A 16283-nucleotide genomic window follows, 5' to 3' on the forward strand; every position below is an offset into this window, starting at 1 on the left:
GGCGGCCGGCAGGGGCCGGCCGAAGAAGGAAGGAGAGGGATATGTCGAACACTGCTCTTGTCGTCGGTGCGACCGGCATCGTGGGTCAGGCCCTTGCCGCGCGGCTGGCGGCCGAAGGCTGGGTGGTCCACGGCCTGGCGCGGCGGCCGCGCGGCGACATGGCGCCGGTCATCCCCGTGGCGGCGGACCTGCTGGACCCCGCGGCGCTGCGGTCCGCCCTGGCCGGGCTGCGCCCGACCCATGTCTATTTCTGCTCGTGGATGCGGCACGCGACCGAGGCCGAGAACGTCCGCGTCAACAGCGCCATGATCCGCCATGTGTTCGAGGCCCTGCCGGAACCGCAGGGCCTGCGCCATGCGGCGCTGACCACCGGGCTGAAGCATTATCTCGGCCCGTTCGAGGCCTATGCCAGCGGCTCGCCGCCGGAAACGCCGTTCCGCGAGGACATGCCGCGCCTGGACCTGGCCAATTTCTACTATGATCAGGAGGACGCCCTGTTCGCGGCGGCGCAGGCGCACGGGTTTTCCTGGAGCGTGCATCGTCCGCACACGATCATCGGCCACGCCGTCGGCAATGCGATGAACATGGGCACGACGCTGGCGGTCTATGCCGCGATCTGCCGCGAAACGGGGCGGCCGTTCGTCTTTCCCGGCTCCCCCGCCCAGTGGCACGGCCTGACGGACGTGACCGACGCGCGGCAACTGGCCCGGCACCTGTACTGGGCCGGCACCAGCGCCGAGGCGCGGAACCAGGCGTTCAACATCGTCAACGGCGACGTCTTCCGCTGGAAGTGGCTCTGGCCCCGCCTGGCGGCCTGGTTCGACATCGAGGCCGCCCCCTATCCGGGACAGGCGACGCCGCTGGAGGCGCAACTGGCCGGGGCTGGCGACCTGTGGGCCGGCATCGCCCGCCGGCACGGCCTGCGGGAGGCGGATATCTCGCGCCTGGCATCGGCCTGGCATACCGACGCCGACCTGGGCCGGCCCGTCGAATGCGTGACCGACATGAGCAAGAGCCGCCGCGCCGGCTTCACGTCCTACCAGTACACGCCGGATTCCTTCACCGACCTGTTCGCACGCCTGCGCGCGGAAAGGCTGATTCCCTGATAACGGCTCCGGCGATAACGGTCCCGGCGGGCGGGCGCGTCATGATGCCAGACGGACTCTGATATCAGGATTCTCCAGCTTCAATAATGTCCCGTCCTATCCCAATGTCCCTGTGCGCCATCAACAGGGGAACGAGAATGCCGGACGCATTGCGGAGCCGTTATCGGGCCTGGAGCTGGGACGCGCCCGGCGAACCGGATGAACTTCAACTGGTGGAAAAAGCGACGGTCCAGCCCGCATCGGGCGAAATCGTCGTGGAAAATACCCTGGCCGCGTTCAACCCGGTGGACTGGAAGATCATCCAGAACGGCCATGCCGCCTGGAAATCCGGCCGCGTTCCGGGGGTCGACGGGGTCGGCCGGATCGCCGCCGTGGGCCCCGATGTCCGCCTGCCGGTCGGCCAGCGGGTCGCGTATCACCAGAGCCTGGCGCGGGACGGCAGTTTCTCGGACTACACCACCCTGCGGGCCGAGAGCGTCCTGCCGGTTCCCGACGGCGTCAGTGACGAGGTCGCGGCCGGCATTCCCTGCCCCGGCCTGACGGCGTGGCAGGCGCTGGCCAAGGTCCCGTCCGTTCCCGATCGCGATGTGCTGGTGACGGGGGCAGGGGGCGCGGTCGCGCTGATCCTCGCGCAACTGGCGGTGCGGCGGGGGTGGCGGGTCTGGGTCACGGCGTCGCCCCGCCATCACGCGCGCCTGCTGGGCCTGGGGGTCTGCGGGGCGTTCGATTATCAGGACGATTCCTGGCAGGGCGCGTTGCAACAGGCGCTGGGGCCGCGCCGCCTGTTCGCCGTGTTCGACACCACAAGCGGGGGCTATGCGAGGACGCTGGCGCCGATGCTCGGCTTCAACGGGCATCTGGTCTGCATCCAGGACCGGCTGGACGCGCCGCCCCTGCCGCCGTTCGCCACCGCGCTCTCGTTGCACGAGGTGGCGCTGAACGCGATGCACGACCACGCGTCGCCACAGGACTGGCGCGACTGGCGCATGGCCGGCGCCGGCCTGATGCACGACGTGCAGGCCGGCGCGCTGGAAACGCAGCCCGTCCGCGTGACGGCGTTCACGGCCCTGCCCGAAAGCCTGTCCGCCTTCAAGGCCGGCCGGACAACGGGAAAAGTGCTGGTGAAGATATAGGACATTCGAACGCATGGCATCGCCGGACGATATGGGTGATGCCATCGCCCCTCCCGCGTCCCTCGTGGCACGCCGGATGACCGGAGACACGATCCGTACCGATGGCGGTTTCCCGCAGGATATTGGAACGGAGACGCAGCATGTCACGGAAACTCGAGGGCAAGATCGCCCTTGTCACCGGTGGCAGCGCCGGAATCGGCCTCGCCACGGCCCGGCTGTTCGCCGGGGAGGGCGCGCATGTCTACATCACCGGACGCCGCCGGCCCGAGCTTGACGCCGCGGTCTCCGCCGCGGGCGGGGGCATCAGCGCCATCCAGGCCGATGTCGCGAAACTCCCGGACCTCGACAGGGTTTATGACCAGATCGGCCGGGAGAAGGGCCGCGTGGATATCGTCTTCGCCAACGCGGGCCTGGGCGAAATGGTCCCGCTCGGTGCGATTACCGAAGACCATTACGACAGGATCTTCGACATCAACGTCAAGGGGGTCGTCTTCACGGTGCAGAAGGCGCTGCCCCTGATGCCGGACGGGGGCGCCATCGTCCTGAATGCCTCCATCGCGTCCATCAAGGGCTTTCCCGCCTTCAGCATCTATGCCGCGACCAAGGCGGCCGTGCGGTCCTTCGCCCGTTCCTGGACATCGGACCTCAAGGATCGCGGGATCAGGGTCAACGTGGTCAGCCCGGGGCCGATCGATACCCCGCTGCTGAACCACACCTTCTCCGATCCCGACGAAAAGAAGGCCCTGGCCGCGACCGTCGTCATGGGACGCGTCGGCCGTGCGGAGGAGGTCGCCAGCGCGGTGCTCTTCCTCGCCTCGTCCGACGCCAGCTTCGTCACCGGGGTGGAACTGTTCGTGGACGGAGGCGCCGCCCAGGTGTGAGCGCGCATCCGGCGTGGGGGCGGGGATGTTCGCTTTGGAACGCACGGGGCGTGAAACCTGATCGCATCCTCACGGATATGCGTTCGCCCGGGCGCGGAATCGAATTGAGACGCCCGGCCGTCTTCGGATATGAATGTCCACCGCAAGGAGGCACGCATGTCATCCTTTCGACCTTTCCCCTCGCCATCATCCGCGACACCCATGCCGGGCGACCGTGCCGCGTCCGGTGACGGACGATCGTACGACCTTCTGATCATCGGGGGCGGCGTCAACGGCTGCGGCATCGCGCGCGACGCCGCCGGGCGCGGGGCGCGCGTCCTGCTGGTGGAACAGGACGACCTGGCCGGCCATACCTCGTCCGCCAGCACCAAGCTGATCCATGGCGGCTTGCGCTATCTGGAATATTACGAATTCCGGCTGGTGCGCGAGGCGCTGATGGAGCGCGAGGTGCTGCTGCGGATCGCGCCGCACATCATCTGGCCGATGCGCTTCGTGCTGCCGCATTCGAAGCTGGCGCGTCCGGTCTGGGAACTGCGCGCGGGGCTGTTCCTCTACGATCACCTGGCCCTGACCATGACGCTGCCGCGCACCCGAAGCGTCACCTTCGCCGACCATCCCAGCGGCGCCGTGCTGAAACCCGAATTCACCCGGGGGTTCATCTATTCCGACGGCTGGGTGCAGGACGCCCGGCTGGTGGTCCTGAACGCCATGGACGCCGCCGCCCACGGCGCGGAAATCCGCACCCGCACCCGGTTCGTCTCGGCCACGAGGGGCCGCGAGTCGTGGGAGGCCACGATCGCCGACCAGGAAACCGGCCGCACCGGCACCGTCCGGGCGCGCGCGCTGGTGAACGCCACCGGCCCCTGGGTCGCCTCGGTGCTGCACGGCACGCTCGGGGTCGGGGGGAACAAGCAGGTGCGGCTGGTCAAGGGCAGTCACATCGTGGTGCCGCGCCTGTTCGAGGGATCGCAGGCCTATATCCTGCAGAATCCCGACCGCCGCATCATCTTCGTCATTCCGTACGAAAGCCGCTACACCCTCATCGGTACGACCGACATTCCGTGGGACGCGGACCCGGGCAAGGTCGCGATCTCGCCCGATGAAATCACGTATCTGTGCGACAGCGTGAACCGGTATTTCCGCAAGCCCGTCCAGCCGTCCGACGTCGTATGGAGCTATGCCGGCGTGCGCCCGCTCTTCGACGACCGGGCCAGCAGCGCCTCGGCCGTGACGCGCGACTACGTGCTGGATGTCGATACCGAGGGCGGGGCGCCCGTCCTTTCGATTTTCGGCGGAAAGATCACGACCTATCGCAGGCTGGCCGAACACGCGATCGAAAGGCTGGCCCCCCATGTGCGGTCGCTGCGCGCGGTGCCGTGGACCGGCCTGCACGCGCTGCCGGGCGGCGAATTCGTGGGGCGGAATTTTCTGGGCATGCTGGCGCAGTTGCGGGCGCGGGCACCCTGGCTGGACGAACACAATGCCTGGCGCCTGATGCGCAATTACGGCACGCGGGCCTTCGACATCGCGGCCGGCGACGCCGCCGCGATGGGCCAGGATTTCGGATCCGGACTGTACGCGCGCGAGGTCGATTACCTGATCGACCGCGAATGGGCCCGTTCGGCCGAGGATATCCTGTGGCGCCGGTCCAAGCTCGGCCTCCTGTTTTCCGCCGGGCAGGTCGCGGAACTCGAATCCTATATCGCGCATCGCGGCAAGCCCGTGGAATCGCAGGTGGCGGATGTAGCCTAGGACGTATCGGATTCGCCCCGCCCGAACAGGTCCCTGGAGACCAGGCATGAAGAAGCTCATCAACGCCCCCGACCGGGTCGTCACCGAAGCCCTGGAGGGCATGGCGGCGGCCCACCCCGACCTGCTGACCGTCCATCTCGACCCCGCCTACATCATGCGCGCCGACGCGCCCGTGAAGGGCAAGGCCGCGCTGGTCTCGGGCGGCGGATCGGGGCACGAACCGATGCATGGCGGCTATGTGGGGCGCGGCATGCTGGACGCCGCCTGTCCGGGCGCGGTCTTCACCAGCCCGACCCCCGACCAGATCCTGGCGGCGACCCGCGCGGTGACGGGCGAGCAGGGGGCGCTGCACATCGTCAAGAACTACACGGGCGACGTCATGAATTTCGACATGGCGGCCGACCTGGCGCGGGAGGAAGGATTGCGGCTGGAGGCCGTGATCATCGACGACGACGTGGCGGTCAAGGACAGCCTCTACACGGCGGGGCGGCGCGGCGTCGGCGGCACGATCCTGGCGGAGAAGATCTGCGGCGGCGCGGCCGAGGCCGGGGCGGACCTCGGGTCGCTGGCCCGCCTGTGCCGGGACGTGAACGCGTCCGTCCGCTCGATGGGCGTGGCGCTGACGTCCTGCACCGTGCCGCATGTCGGAAAACCCAGTTTCGAACTGGGGGAAGACGAAATGGAATTCGGCATCGGCATCCACGGCGAACCCGGACGGAAGCGCGTCGGGATGGAAAGCGCCGACCGCATCGCGGACATGCTGATGCAGCCGATCCTGGAGGACCTGCCGTTCCGCCGGGGCGACCCGGTCCTGCTGTTCGTCAACGGCCTGGGCGGCACGCCGCTGATCGAACTGTATATCGTCTATCGCGCGGCCCACCGGATCGCCCAGGCACATGGGCTGACCGTCGCCCGCTCGCTGGTCGGGTCCTACATCACCAGCCTGGAAATGGCCGGCACGTCGATCACGCTGCTGCGCCTGACGGACGAGATGACCCGCTACTGGGACGCCCCGTGCGTCACGCCCGCCCTGCGCTGGGGGGCGTGAGCGCATGCCGGATGCCCGCACGGCGGATGTCGCCTTGTTGTGCGTCTGGCTGCGCCGGGCGGCACAGGTCATCGACGACCGGCAGGACAGCCTGTCGGTGCTGGACGCCGTGATCGGCGACGGCGACCACGGGGCGAACATGGCGCGCGGCTTCCGGGCCGTGGCGGGCAAGCTGGACGAACCGCCCCCCGACGTCGCCGCCCTGTTGAAGCTGGTCGGCATGACGCTGATCAGCACCGTGGGCGGTGCGTCGGGGCCGCTGTACGGCACGTTCTTCCTGGACATGGGCAAGGCGGCCCGGGACGTCTCCGCCCTGGACGTTCCGGCATGGCGCACGCTGCTGGCGGCCGGGGTGGCCGGGGTCGCGGCGCGGGGCAAGGCCGTGGCGGGCGACAAGACCATGCTCGACGCCCTGATCCCGGCGGTGGCGGCCCTGTCCGGCACCCAGTCCGGCCCCGACACGCCGCAGGCCCTCGCCCGGGCGGCCGAGGCCGCCCGGCAGGGCGCGGAGGCGACCATCCCGATGATCGCGCGCAAGGGGCGGGCCAGCTATCTGGGCGAGCGCTCGGCGGGGCATGAGGACCCGGGCGCCGCGTCCTCGGCGCTTCTGCTGACGGCCCTGGCCGATACGGCGGGCTAGCGATGGACGCGCCCGACATCACGGCCCCCACCGCCCTGCTGCTGGTGTCGCACAGCGCGGCGCTGGCCGAAGCGACCGAGGCCCTGATCCGGCAGATGACCGGCACGCGCGTCGCGATCGCCCGCGCGGCCGGCGCCGGGCCGGGCGGCCGCGACCTCGGCACCGATCCCATGGCCATCGTCGCCGCCGCCGAATCGCTGCCGGCGGCGTGCGGCGCCATCGTCGTGCTGATGGATATCGGCAGCGCGCTGCTCAGCGCGGACATGGCGCGCGACCTGATGCCGGCGGGCGTGCGGGCCAGACTCCACCTCTCGCCCGCCGCCTTCGTCGAGGGCGCGCTGGCCGCCGCCCTGGCCGCCGCCGCCGGCCTGCCGGTCGAACGGGTCCTGGCCGAGGCGGAAAACGGACTGGCCGCGAAACGCGCGGACATCGCGCCATCCGCGCCCCAGCCCCAGCCCAAGCCCATGCCTTCGCCGGCAACGACAACGGCGACAGCACGCCGCGCCGTCACGCTGGCGGACCCGGCGGGGCTCCACCTGCGCCCCGCCGCCGCGTTCGTGACCGTCGCGGCGGGCTACGATGCCGATATCCGCCTGACGGCGAACGGCAGAAGCGCGCGCGCCGACAGCCTGACGGCGCTGCTGACGCTGGACGCCGCCGCGGGGGCCACCGTCACGATCGAGGCCTCCGGCCCGCAGGCCGAAGCCGCGGTCGCCGCCCTGGCCACCCTTCTGGCCCAGGCGCCCGAAGCGCCCCCGCCCGACCTGCCGGCGCCCCCGGCCACGGGGCCCATCCCGGTCTCGCCCGGCCGCGTCGCCGGCCCGCTGCATGTCGTGGACCGCGCGCCCCTGGCCATCCCGGACCATCCCGCCCCGGACCGGGACGCCGCCCGCATCCGGCTGCGCGCCGCCATCGACGCCACGTTCGGCCGGTTGAGCGCCGGCCCGCCCATCATGGCGGCGCAGGCGACGCTGCTGCACGATCCGGCCCTGGTCGATGCGGCCTATGCCGCCATCCAGGACGCCGGATTGAACGAGGCCGCCGCCTGGTGGCGCGCGGTCCTGTCCACCCACGCCCGCTATGGCGCGCTGGACGCGCCCTACCTGCGGGCCAGGGGGCAGGACGTGATCGAGGTCGGGCGCGCGGTGCTCCAGCGCCTGCTGCCCGGCACGGGGCCGCGCGACCTGGCGGTGGGGCCGGCGCCGTGCATCCTGCTGGTCGATACCCTGACCGCGGCCGAGGCCGCGTCCCTGCCGGCCTCCGTCATCGGCGTGCTGGACCGGCAGGGCGGGGCGACCAGCCATGCCGCGATCCTGCTGCGGGGCGCCGGCATTCCCGCCCTGGCCGGCGTGACGCTGGACCCGGTTCCCCGCACCGTCGCCTTCGACGGCGCCAGTGGGGAGATCGTGCCCGACCCCGACCCGGCCACCGCCCGGCGCTTCCAGTCCCCTCCGTCGCCGGCGCCCGCCGCCGGCCCGTCCGTGCTGCCCCTGCGGGACGGCACCGGCCTGGAACTGTGGGCCAATGTCGGCACCGTGCGCGAAAGCCTGGCGGCAGCGGCGGCCGGCGCCCACGGGATCGGCCTGGCGCGCACGGAAATCCTGTTCCTGGACCGCCCGGACGCCCCCGCCGAGGCCGAGCAGGCCGAGCGGATCGCCGCCCTGCTGGCGCCGTTCCGGGGGCGTCCGGTCGTCGTGCGGGCGCTGGATGCCGGGGCGGACAAGCCGATCCCGTTCCTCGCCCTCGATCCCGAGGACAATCCGGCCCTGGGCGTGCGCGGCCTGCGCGCCCTGCTGCGCCGTCCCGCGTTCTTCCGCACCCATCTGCGCGCGATCCTGCGCGCGGGCGGTGCACACGACCTGCGCATCATGCTGCCGATGGTCACAGTCGCCGAGGAAATGCGCGCGGCGCGTGGCATCCTGGCGGATGCGTGCCGCGAGGCCGGAACGCCCATCCCCCCGCTGGGCGCGATGATCGAAGTCCCCGCCGCCGCGCTGCGGATCGAAGACCTTGTGGCGGAAACGGACTTCTTTTCGATCGGCACCAACGACCTGACGCAATATGTCATGGCGGCGGAACGCGGGCGGCAGGATTTCGCAGCGTTCGCGGACGCCGCGCATCCCGCTGTCATCGATCTGTGCGCGCACGTCGTCCGGCACGCGAACGGCAGGTCCGTCTCGGTCTGCGGGGAAGCGGCGGGCGATCCGCGTGCCGCGCGCCTGCTGGTCGCGGCGGGCATTCGCCGCCTGTCGATGGCCGCGACGCGCCTGGGCGCGATCCGCGCCGCCTTCGCCGCCTGACGGGGAGAATCGCATGGTTTTTCGCAAACATCACGTGATATAAGGAAAATTTCAGAAAACCGCCAAGCGGTATGCCGCAAGAAGAAAAACCGTAAAGGGAGCAGGCACCATGACCAGCTATGTCGGCGCGATCGACCAGGGAACGACCAGTTCGCGCTTCATCATCTTCGACCGCCAAGGCCGGATCGCCTCGGTCGCGCAGAAGGAACATCGACAGATCTATCCCCGCCCGGGCTGGGTGGAACATGACCCTGTCGAAATCATGAACAACACCAACGAAATGATCGGGGCGGCGCTGGCCCGCGCCAACCTGGCGGCGGAGGACCTGGCCGCCGTCGGCATCACCAACCAGCGGGAAACGACCGTCCTGTGGGACCGGGAAACCGGCAGGCCGCTGCACAACGCCCTGGTGTGGCAGGATACGCGGGTCGATCAACTGGTCACGACATTCGCCGCCGACGGGGGGCAGGACCGTTTCCGCCAGGTCACCGGCCTGCCGCTGGCCAGTTACTTCGCGGGGCTGAAGCTCCGCTGGCTGCTGGACAACGTGGATGGCGCGCGCGCGAAGGCGGAAGCGGGGCAGGCCCTGTTCGGCACCATCGACAGCTGGGTCATCTGGAACCTGACCGGCGGGCCGAACGGCGGCATCCATGTGACGGACGTCACCAACGCCTCGCGCACCCAGTTGATGAACCTGGAAACCTGCGACTGGGATCGCGGCATGCTGGACGTCTTCGCCATTCCCGCCGCATGCCTGCCCAAAATCGTGCCCTCATCCTTCGTGTATGGTGAAATCGCCACGCCGACGCTGAAGGGTACGAAGATCGCCGGCATCCTGGGCGACCAGCAGGCCGCCCTGGTCGGCCAGACCTGCTTTTCACCGGGCGAGGCCAAGAACACCTACGGCACGGGCTCGTTCCTGCTGATGAACACGGGCGTCAAGCCGGTGCAGTCCAAGGCGGGCCTGCTGACGACGCTGGCCTACCAGTTCGGCGAGGAACGCCCCTGCTACGCGCTGGAGGGCGCCATCGCCATCACCGGGGCGCTGGTGCAATGGCTGCGCGACAATCTGAAACTGTTCGATATCGCGACCCAGATCGAACCGCTGGCCCGCAGCGTGGAGGATAACGGCGGTATCTATATCGTGCCGGCCTTCTCCGGCCTGTACGCGCCGTACTGGAAGGAAAACGCCCGTGGCGTGATCGCCGGGCTGACGCGCTACGTCACCCGGGCGCATTTCGCCCGCGCGGCGCTGGAATCCACCGCCTATCAGGTGCGCGACGTGGTGGAGGCGATGGAAAGCGACAGCGGCATCAGGCTGACCAGCCTGAAGACCGACGGCGGCATGGTGGCCAACGAACTGCTGATGCAGTTCCAGGCCGACATCCTGAACGTTCCCGTCGTCCGACCCAAGGTCGTCGAAACCACGGCCCTCGGCGCCGCCTACGCGGCGGGGCTGGCCGTGGGGTACTGGAGCAACACGGACGACCTGCGCGCCAACTGGGAAATCGACAAGACCTGGACACCGTCCATGCCGGAAGACCGCCGCGCCCATTACACGAAATCCTGGAAGAAGGCCGTGCAGCGGTCCTTCGACTGGGTGGATTGACGATCGCGGGCGCCTGCAACGAGACCATGTGGGGGGAAGAACCCATGAGCAGAGAATTTCTCGGCGAGCTGATTTCCGAAGCGCTCGCCGTCCTCATCATCATCGCCTTCGGCGATTCCGTCGCGGCGATGTACATCCTGTACGATCCCAGTCCCTACCTGAACGCCTACTGGGGCGTGTGCATTTCCTGGGGGCTGGGCGTTACCATCGCCATCTATGCGACGGCCTCGGTGTCCGGCACCCACGCCAACCCGGCCGTCACGCTGGCACTGGCGATCTACCGGCATTTCCCGTGGCGCAAGGTGGTGCCGTACTGCATCGCGCAGATCATCGGCGCCTTCCTCGGGGCTGCCATCGTCTATGCGCTGTATGTCACCGTCATCGACGATTTCAACACGGTGCACCACCTGACGCGCGCGGCCGGGGGCGCGGCCGGGGTCTTCTTCACCCATCCGGGCCACGCCATCACGCCCATGCACGCGTTCAGCGACCAGATCATCCTGACCGCCTTCCTGCTGTTCGGAATCTTCGCGATTACCGAGCAATATAACGAAATGGCGCCGGGCGCGAATTTCGGTGCCCTGATCATCGGTTTCCTCGTCGCCCTGATCGGCGCCTCGATGGGCTACCTGGAGGCCTGGGCCATCAACCCCGCCCGTGATTTCGGTCCGCGCCTGTTCGCCTATTTCGCCGGATGGGATCAATCGGCCTTCCCCTCGCCGGGGAATTACTGGTGGGTGCCGATCGCCGGGCCGCTGATCGGCGGCGTCGTGGGGGCCACGGTCTATGAATATCTGGTCCACCCGTTCCTGCCGGCGCACATCCGCGCGCAGAAGGCCCTGCACGCCGTGGTCACGACCCCGCCGCCCCGCGCGGCGGAATAGGGACGACGGAGCAGGGGGAACAGGGACCGGCCGCGTGATTCCCCGGGGAATCACGCGGCCTTTCCCGTATCATACCCGGCCGTAGGCGAAGCTGTTGCGCGGGCGCGGCGCCAGGCGGAAGGCCAGGCCGCCGGGGCTGAGGTCCGGCCTGCCGTCACTGGTGGCGGGCACCAGCATCCCGTTCGGCAGTTCGATGAAATGCGAAATCAGCGTCTCGTGGTGCATGCCGGTGCTCAGGCCGGACAGGTCGATCCGCAGGCACGCCTGGCCGTCGATCGTCACCGGCTGCGCGGTCCAGGTGCCGCCCATATAGTCCGACTGGTTCTGTTGCGCGGCGTCCAGCCACATCGTCTGCGTATGCATCCGAAACCGGCCCTGGCGCGCGGTCGGCGGGCCCAGCAGCACCAGTTCGACGGAAACATAGGCCTGCGGGCCGGGCAGGGGCGGATAGCCGTACCAGTCGCCGAACACCGGGCCGGTCGGCTGCACGCAGCCGCCCAGGCCGACCGCCATCCCCAGCAGCAACGCCGCGACGCGCCGGCCCGCCGTCATGGCAGGGTCAGGGGGGCCGGCACCCCGTCACCGATTGGCATACCCATTTTCTGTGTCCCAGTCTGGAATCGCGCGATCATAACCAGATTTCCCGTGCCGGCGCAGGGGATTTAACGCTCCGGCGGCAGGAACGCGCCGGCGGTGCGCGACAGCCAGGTGCTGAAGCGCACCAGGGCGGGCCGGTCCCGCCGGGTTTCCGGCACGAACAGCGTATAGGCCCCGATCTCCACGCCCGGAAACGGCGCGCCCGGCGGGCCCAGCCGCACCAGCGTACCGCGCTCCAGGTCGTCCGCCACCAGGAACGGATTGGCCAGCGCCACGCCCTGTCCCTCACGTGCCGCCGCCAGCACCACATGGGCATGCCACAGCCGCGCCGCCGGGGTGATGCGGGGCACGGCCACGCCCTGCCGCGCGAACCATGCCAGCCATTCGTGGCTGTCCTCCTCGGCCAGCAGCGGCAGCGCCGGCAGGTCGCCGATCGTGCGGATCGTGCCCGCGCGGCGGATGAAATCGGGGCTGGCGACCGGGAACACCACCGGCCGCGCCAGATCCACCCGGCGGATGCCCGGGGTGTCGTACGCGCCATCGGGCGCACCGCCGGGCGCGCCGTCCAGCCGATAGCGGATATCCGCATCCACCCCGTCGGACCAGAACGACGCCCGCGCGTCGGTCGGGCGCAGCACCAGGTCGATCTCGGGATGTTCGGCACGAAACGCGCCCAGCCGTCGCACCAGCCAGTGGAAGGCGAAGCCCGGCACGCACCAGACGCTCAGGTGCGACGCGTCGCCCAGGCGCAGCGCCTCGGTGGCGCTCGCGATCTCGTCCAGCGCCGCCGCGATCCGCGCGTGATAGGCCCGGCCCGCCGCGTTCAGCGTTCCCTGGCCCTGGCCGGGGGACCGGTCCAGCAATGGCACCCCGATCCATTGCTCCAGCGCCCGCACCTGCCGGCTGACCACCGCGTGGTCCACGCCCAGCCAGGTCGCGGCCCGGCGAATGCCGCCGGTCCGGCCGAAGGCGTCGAAGGCCCGCAACGGGGCGAACGGGGGAAGGGGGCGCCGGTCGGACATGGGGCTCCGCAGTCTCGGATGCTCGGGTCGGGGGACCATGTGCGCATACCGGTGCCTTTTTGTCACCACCGCCGCACGCGAAGGCGCCTTCCACGCAACGTTACGGTCAACTAAGAAAAATCCGGTGTGCCGGAAGCGGGGGGACAGAAACTGTGCCTTGCCGGCAACAAAATGAAATTTTCGAACATAGACCGCTCGGGTTCCATTCTGCCGCGTGCCGAAGCCCGGTAAAACCACCCCGGGGCCGGTGGATATACTTCGCCCCGCCGGGCCGCTCGGGGCCTGAAACTGCGGAAGTCTGCATGATGCGATGGATGGCGATATCTCATGACCGGACCGGCCTGACGGAAAGCCGCCGCGTGCCGCGCGGCCTGGCGGTGCCGGGCGCGCTGCTGGCCGCCCGACTGGCCGTGGCGGTGGCCGTGGCGGGGGCGCCCGCGCCGTCCCGCGCCGCCGTCCCCCCGGTGCTGGAGGCGGAACAGAGCGACGTCGCCACCCTGCCGCCTTTCGCCCCGCACTGGGTCCTGCCGCCCACCGCCCGCACCGCCTACACGCTCTATGACGCCGATGCCGGGCGCATCCTCGGCACCATTCCCGCCGGCATCGTGGGCAATATCGCGCTGTCGCCCGACCGGCGCAGCGTCTATGTGGCCGATACGATCTGGTCGCGCGTCGACCACGGCACGCGGCAGGACCTGCTGCAGGAATATGACGCCCGCACCCTGTCCCTGCGGCGCGAAATCACGCTGCCGCCCCGGGCGCTGGCGGTGTACCAGTCGCGCGACTTCGCCCTCAGCGCCGACGGCAGATGGGCCTACAGCTTCAACATGAGCCCGGCGACATCGGTCACGGTCGTCGACCTGGCCCATGCCGCGGTGGCGCGGACGGTCGACATCCCCGGCTGCGCCCTGGTCTATCCCTGGAAATCGGGCGGCTTCTCCAGCCTGTGCGGCGACGGTTCGCTGACCAATGTCGGCTATGACGGCGGCAAGCCCACCGTCACCCACACCACCCCGTTCTTCGACGCGAACACCGACCCGATCTTCGAGGGCGCGCCGGTGGACCGCGCCACCGGCCACGCCCTGTTCGTCTCCTATACCGGCAAGGTCTATGACGCGGCGCTGGGCCAGGCGCCCGTGATCGCGGCCCCCTGGTCCATCCAGCAGGCGGCGGGCCAGCCGGCGGCGGGCACCGGGGTGCAGGAACTGGCATGGCGTCCCGGCGGGTCGCAGCCCTTCGCCTGGAACCGCGCCACCGGGCACCTGTTCGTGCTGATGCACACCGGCACCTACTGGACGCACAAGAACCCGGGCACCGAGGTCTGGGAACTCGATCCCGCCCGCCACGCGCTGGTGCGGCGCATCGACCTGCCCGCGCCCGCCCGCGGCATCGCGGTCAGCGCGGATGCCGCGCCGCTGCTCTACGCCGCGGCCCAGGACGGGACGATGGCGGTCATCGACGTGCGCACCGGCACGCTCCGCCGCAGTATCGAGGCCCAGGCCGGCCCCATGCTGCTGGCGCCCGACCTGTGACGGGGACGGGACGATGATCGATTCCCATTCCATGGCCGCGCTGGATACCAGCGCCATCCTGGCCTGGACCCAGGTGCTGGACTGGCTGCTGCTGCTGGCGCTGGTGCCGGTGCTGGCGCTGCTGTTCCGGCGCATGCGCCGCCTGTTCGCCCGCGTGGCGCCCGTGGGCGCGCTGATGACGTCCGGCGGTCCCGCCCCCGGCGTGCGCCTGCCGTCCCGCATCCTGCGCGCGCTGGACGGGGGCGAGGTCGCGCTGGGCGGCAGCCGCGCCGACGGCGGCAGCACGCTGCTGCTGTTCGTCTCCGGCGCCTGCCCCATCTCGCGCAAGATGCTGCCCATCGCGGGGGATTTCACGCGTCGCGAAGCCATCGACCTGCTGTGCCTGGGCGACGATACCGACGCGATGCAGCACGACCTGACCGCGCGGTTCGCCATTTCACCGTCCCGTTTCGTGAACGATCCGGAAATCGGCCGCATGCTGGGGGTGGACAAGCTGCCCTTCGCGTTCCTGCTGGATGCGACGGGCACGATCGTGGCCAAGGGCCTGGTCAACAGCCGCGAACATCTGGAAAGCCTGGTCGTGGCAGGCGAAACCGGCCATGTGTCCGTGCAATCCTACCTGGATGCCCGCCCTCACGCGGCCTGACGGGCCGCCAGGCTCTGAGGAGTGTAAAACGTCAATGCCGGTCTCTTTCCTCGACACGCTGGGCGAAACCGTCACCCGGCGCCTGGCGGCACGTTCGTCGCGGCGCGGCATGCTGGGGCGCATCGGCGCCGCCATGGCGGTCGCGCCCGCCTTCCCGCTGCTGCCGGTCGCCCGGGCCGATGCCGCGCCCGCCGCCACGCCCGCCGCTACGTCCGGTCCCGCCCCGGCGACGCCCGACCCCGCGCTCAGCGATTTCGAACGCCGCGCGCAATCCGCCGATCCCACCAAATGCACGTACTGGCGCCATTGCGCGATCGACGGCGTACTGTGCGGCTGCTGCGGCGGCGGGGTGCACAGTTGCCCGCCCGGCACCCAGCCCTCGCCGGTGTCGTGGATCGGCACCTGCCGCAACCCCGATGACGGCCGCGCCTACGTCATCGCCTATCGCGACTGCTGCGGCCGCAGCCTCTGCGCCGCCCCCAAATCCTGTTCGTGCAACACCGCCGACCGCGAAATGCCGATCTATCGGCCGCAGGCCAGCAACGATATCATCTGGTGCTTCGGCACGGCCTCGAACGCCTATCATTGCTCGACCGCCGCGATCATCGGCCAGGCCGGCTGACGGGCGGTGCGTCGGCTGCCGGTTCTCGGCCTGCTCGCCGCCATCGCGGGGGCACCGGTCCTCGCATACGGCGTTCCGGCCCCGGCCGGCATGCCGGTCGTGCCCATGGTCCAGTGCCATTACCTGGTGGGCTGGGCGGTGCACGGATCCAGGGCCGCTCGGGGCGCCAGGTGGTGCCCGACCTGGCCGGACAGGTGGGCTATTTCCTGTGTACCGGCCAGGGGCGGGACTATCTGGTCCGCCTGCCGAACGTGGCCTTCGCCAACCTGTCGTCGCACGACCTGGCCGACATGATGAATTTCGTGGTCTTCACCCTGGGCGGCGCCAGCGTGCCGCCGGGCGGCCGGCCCTACACGCCGGACGAAATCGCGGCCCTGCGGGCACAACCCTTGCGGGTGGCCGACCTGCACCTGTACCGTGACCAGGTGGTCCGGGGCGTGGTGCGCGCCTGCCCGGCGGCGCGGGGGCTGCATGAATACGACACCGCGCAGGCCGCGCGCGAACGCTGACG

15 protein-coding genes are annotated in these 16283 nt (G+C 70.2%); 13 read left to right on the plus strand and 2 right to left on the minus strand.

Features of this window, described 5'->3' with window-relative positions:
• Nucleotides 1-41: 41 nt before the first annotated feature.
• The 9 genes from GDI_RS01230 to GDI_RS01270 all read left to right on the plus strand — a co-directional run bounded on the left by GDI_RS01230 (nucleotide 42) and on the right by GDI_RS01270 (nucleotide 11353).
• Complete coding sequence (locus GDI_RS01230) at nucleotides 42-1106, plus strand: SDR family oxidoreductase (RefSeq protein ID WP_012554247.1); 1065 nt, start codon at nucleotides 42-44, stop codon at nucleotides 1104-1106.
• 137 nt (nucleotides 1107-1243) lie between these two features.
• Nucleotides 1244-2239: a zinc-binding dehydrogenase gene (locus GDI_RS01235; protein WP_012554248.1), complete on the plus strand. Its 996-nt coding sequence runs from the start codon at nucleotides 1244-1246 to the stop codon at nucleotides 2237-2239.
• Nucleotides 2240-2379: 140 nt separating this feature from the next.
• Nucleotides 2380-3120 (plus strand): SDR family NAD(P)-dependent oxidoreductase, encoded by a 741-nt coding sequence (locus tag GDI_RS01240; protein ID WP_012222499.1) that lies wholly within the window; start codon nucleotides 2380-2382, stop codon nucleotides 3118-3120.
• 201 nt (nucleotides 3121-3321) lie between these two features.
• A complete protein-coding gene (gene glpD / locus GDI_RS01245) occupies nucleotides 3322-4872 on the plus strand; it encodes a glycerol-3-phosphate dehydrogenase (RefSeq protein WP_012554249.1) in 1551 nt (516 codons plus the stop codon).
• A gap of 46 nt (nucleotides 4873-4918) precedes the next feature.
• Nucleotides 4919-5920, plus strand: a complete 1002-nt coding sequence (dhaK, locus tag GDI_RS01250; protein ID WP_012222501.1) for a dihydroxyacetone kinase subunit DhaK — start codon at nucleotides 4919-4921, stop codon at nucleotides 5918-5920.
• Nucleotides 5921-5924: 4 nt separating this feature from the next.
• Nucleotides 5925-6560, plus strand: coding sequence for a dihydroxyacetone kinase subunit DhaL (gene dhaL, locus GDI_RS01255; protein WP_012554251.1), 636 nt, complete (start codon nucleotides 5925-5927; stop codon nucleotides 6558-6560).
• Nucleotides 6561-6562: 2 nt separating this feature from the next.
• Nucleotides 6563-8860, plus strand: coding sequence for an HPr family phosphocarrier protein (locus GDI_RS01260; RefSeq protein WP_012222503.1), 2298 nt, complete (start codon nucleotides 6563-6565; stop codon nucleotides 8858-8860).
• A gap of 109 nt (nucleotides 8861-8969) precedes the next feature.
• Entirely contained in the window at nucleotides 8970-10469 is a 1500-nt protein-coding gene (gene glpK, locus GDI_RS01265; RefSeq protein WP_012222504.1) for a glycerol kinase GlpK, read from the plus strand.
• Between the two features lie 44 nt (nucleotides 10470-10513).
• Nucleotides 10514-11353 carry an MIP/aquaporin family protein gene (locus GDI_RS01270; protein WP_012222505.1) on the plus strand — a complete coding sequence of 280 codons (840 nt, stop codon included), beginning with the start codon at nucleotides 10514-10516 and terminating at the stop codon, nucleotides 11351-11353.
• Between the two features lie 69 nt (nucleotides 11354-11422).
• Here the strand turns inward: GDI_RS01270 and GDI_RS01275 are convergent, their stop codons facing one another.
• Nucleotides 11423-11905, minus strand: coding sequence for a hypothetical protein (locus GDI_RS01275; protein WP_012222506.1), 483 nt, complete (start codon nucleotides 11903-11905; stop codon nucleotides 11423-11425).
• A gap of 110 nt (nucleotides 11906-12015) precedes the next feature.
• The gene (locus tag GDI_RS01280) at nucleotides 12016-12972 is read right to left on the minus strand and encodes a LysR substrate-binding domain-containing protein (RefSeq protein ID WP_012554253.1); all 957 of its coding nucleotides are present in this window, start codon (nucleotides 12970-12972) and stop codon (nucleotides 12016-12018) included.
• A 314-nt stretch (nucleotides 12973-13286) separates the two neighbouring features.
• Here GDI_RS01280 and GDI_RS01285 point away from each other — a divergent pair, with 314 nt between their 5' ends.
• From GDI_RS01285 to GDI_RS18575, 4 genes are all read left to right on the plus strand, one after another.
• On the plus strand, nucleotides 13287-14504 hold the full coding sequence (locus tag GDI_RS01285) for an amine dehydrogenase large subunit (protein ID WP_012222511.1): 1218 nt from the start codon (nucleotides 13287-13289) through the stop codon (nucleotides 14502-14504).
• Between the two features lie 13 nt (nucleotides 14505-14517).
• Nucleotides 14518-15150 (plus strand): thioredoxin domain-containing protein, encoded by a 633-nt coding sequence (locus GDI_RS01290; protein ID WP_012554255.1) that lies wholly within the window; start codon nucleotides 14518-14520, stop codon nucleotides 15148-15150.
• Nucleotides 15151-15184: 34 nt separating this feature from the next.
• Nucleotides 15185-15772, plus strand: coding sequence for a methylamine dehydrogenase light chain (locus tag GDI_RS01295; RefSeq protein WP_012222515.1), 588 nt, complete (start codon nucleotides 15185-15187; stop codon nucleotides 15770-15772).
• A gap of 113 nt (nucleotides 15773-15885) precedes the next feature.
• Nucleotides 15886-16281 (plus strand): hypothetical protein, encoded by a 396-nt coding sequence (locus GDI_RS18575; protein WP_157870982.1) that lies wholly within the window; start codon nucleotides 15886-15888, stop codon nucleotides 16279-16281.
• Nucleotides 16282-16283: the final 2 nt, after the last annotated feature.

The sequence above is a fragment of the Gluconacetobacter diazotrophicus PA1 5 genome (assembly GCF_000067045.1).
GTDB classification, from domain to species: domain Bacteria; phylum Pseudomonadota; class Alphaproteobacteria; order Acetobacterales; family Acetobacteraceae; genus Gluconacetobacter; species Gluconacetobacter diazotrophicus.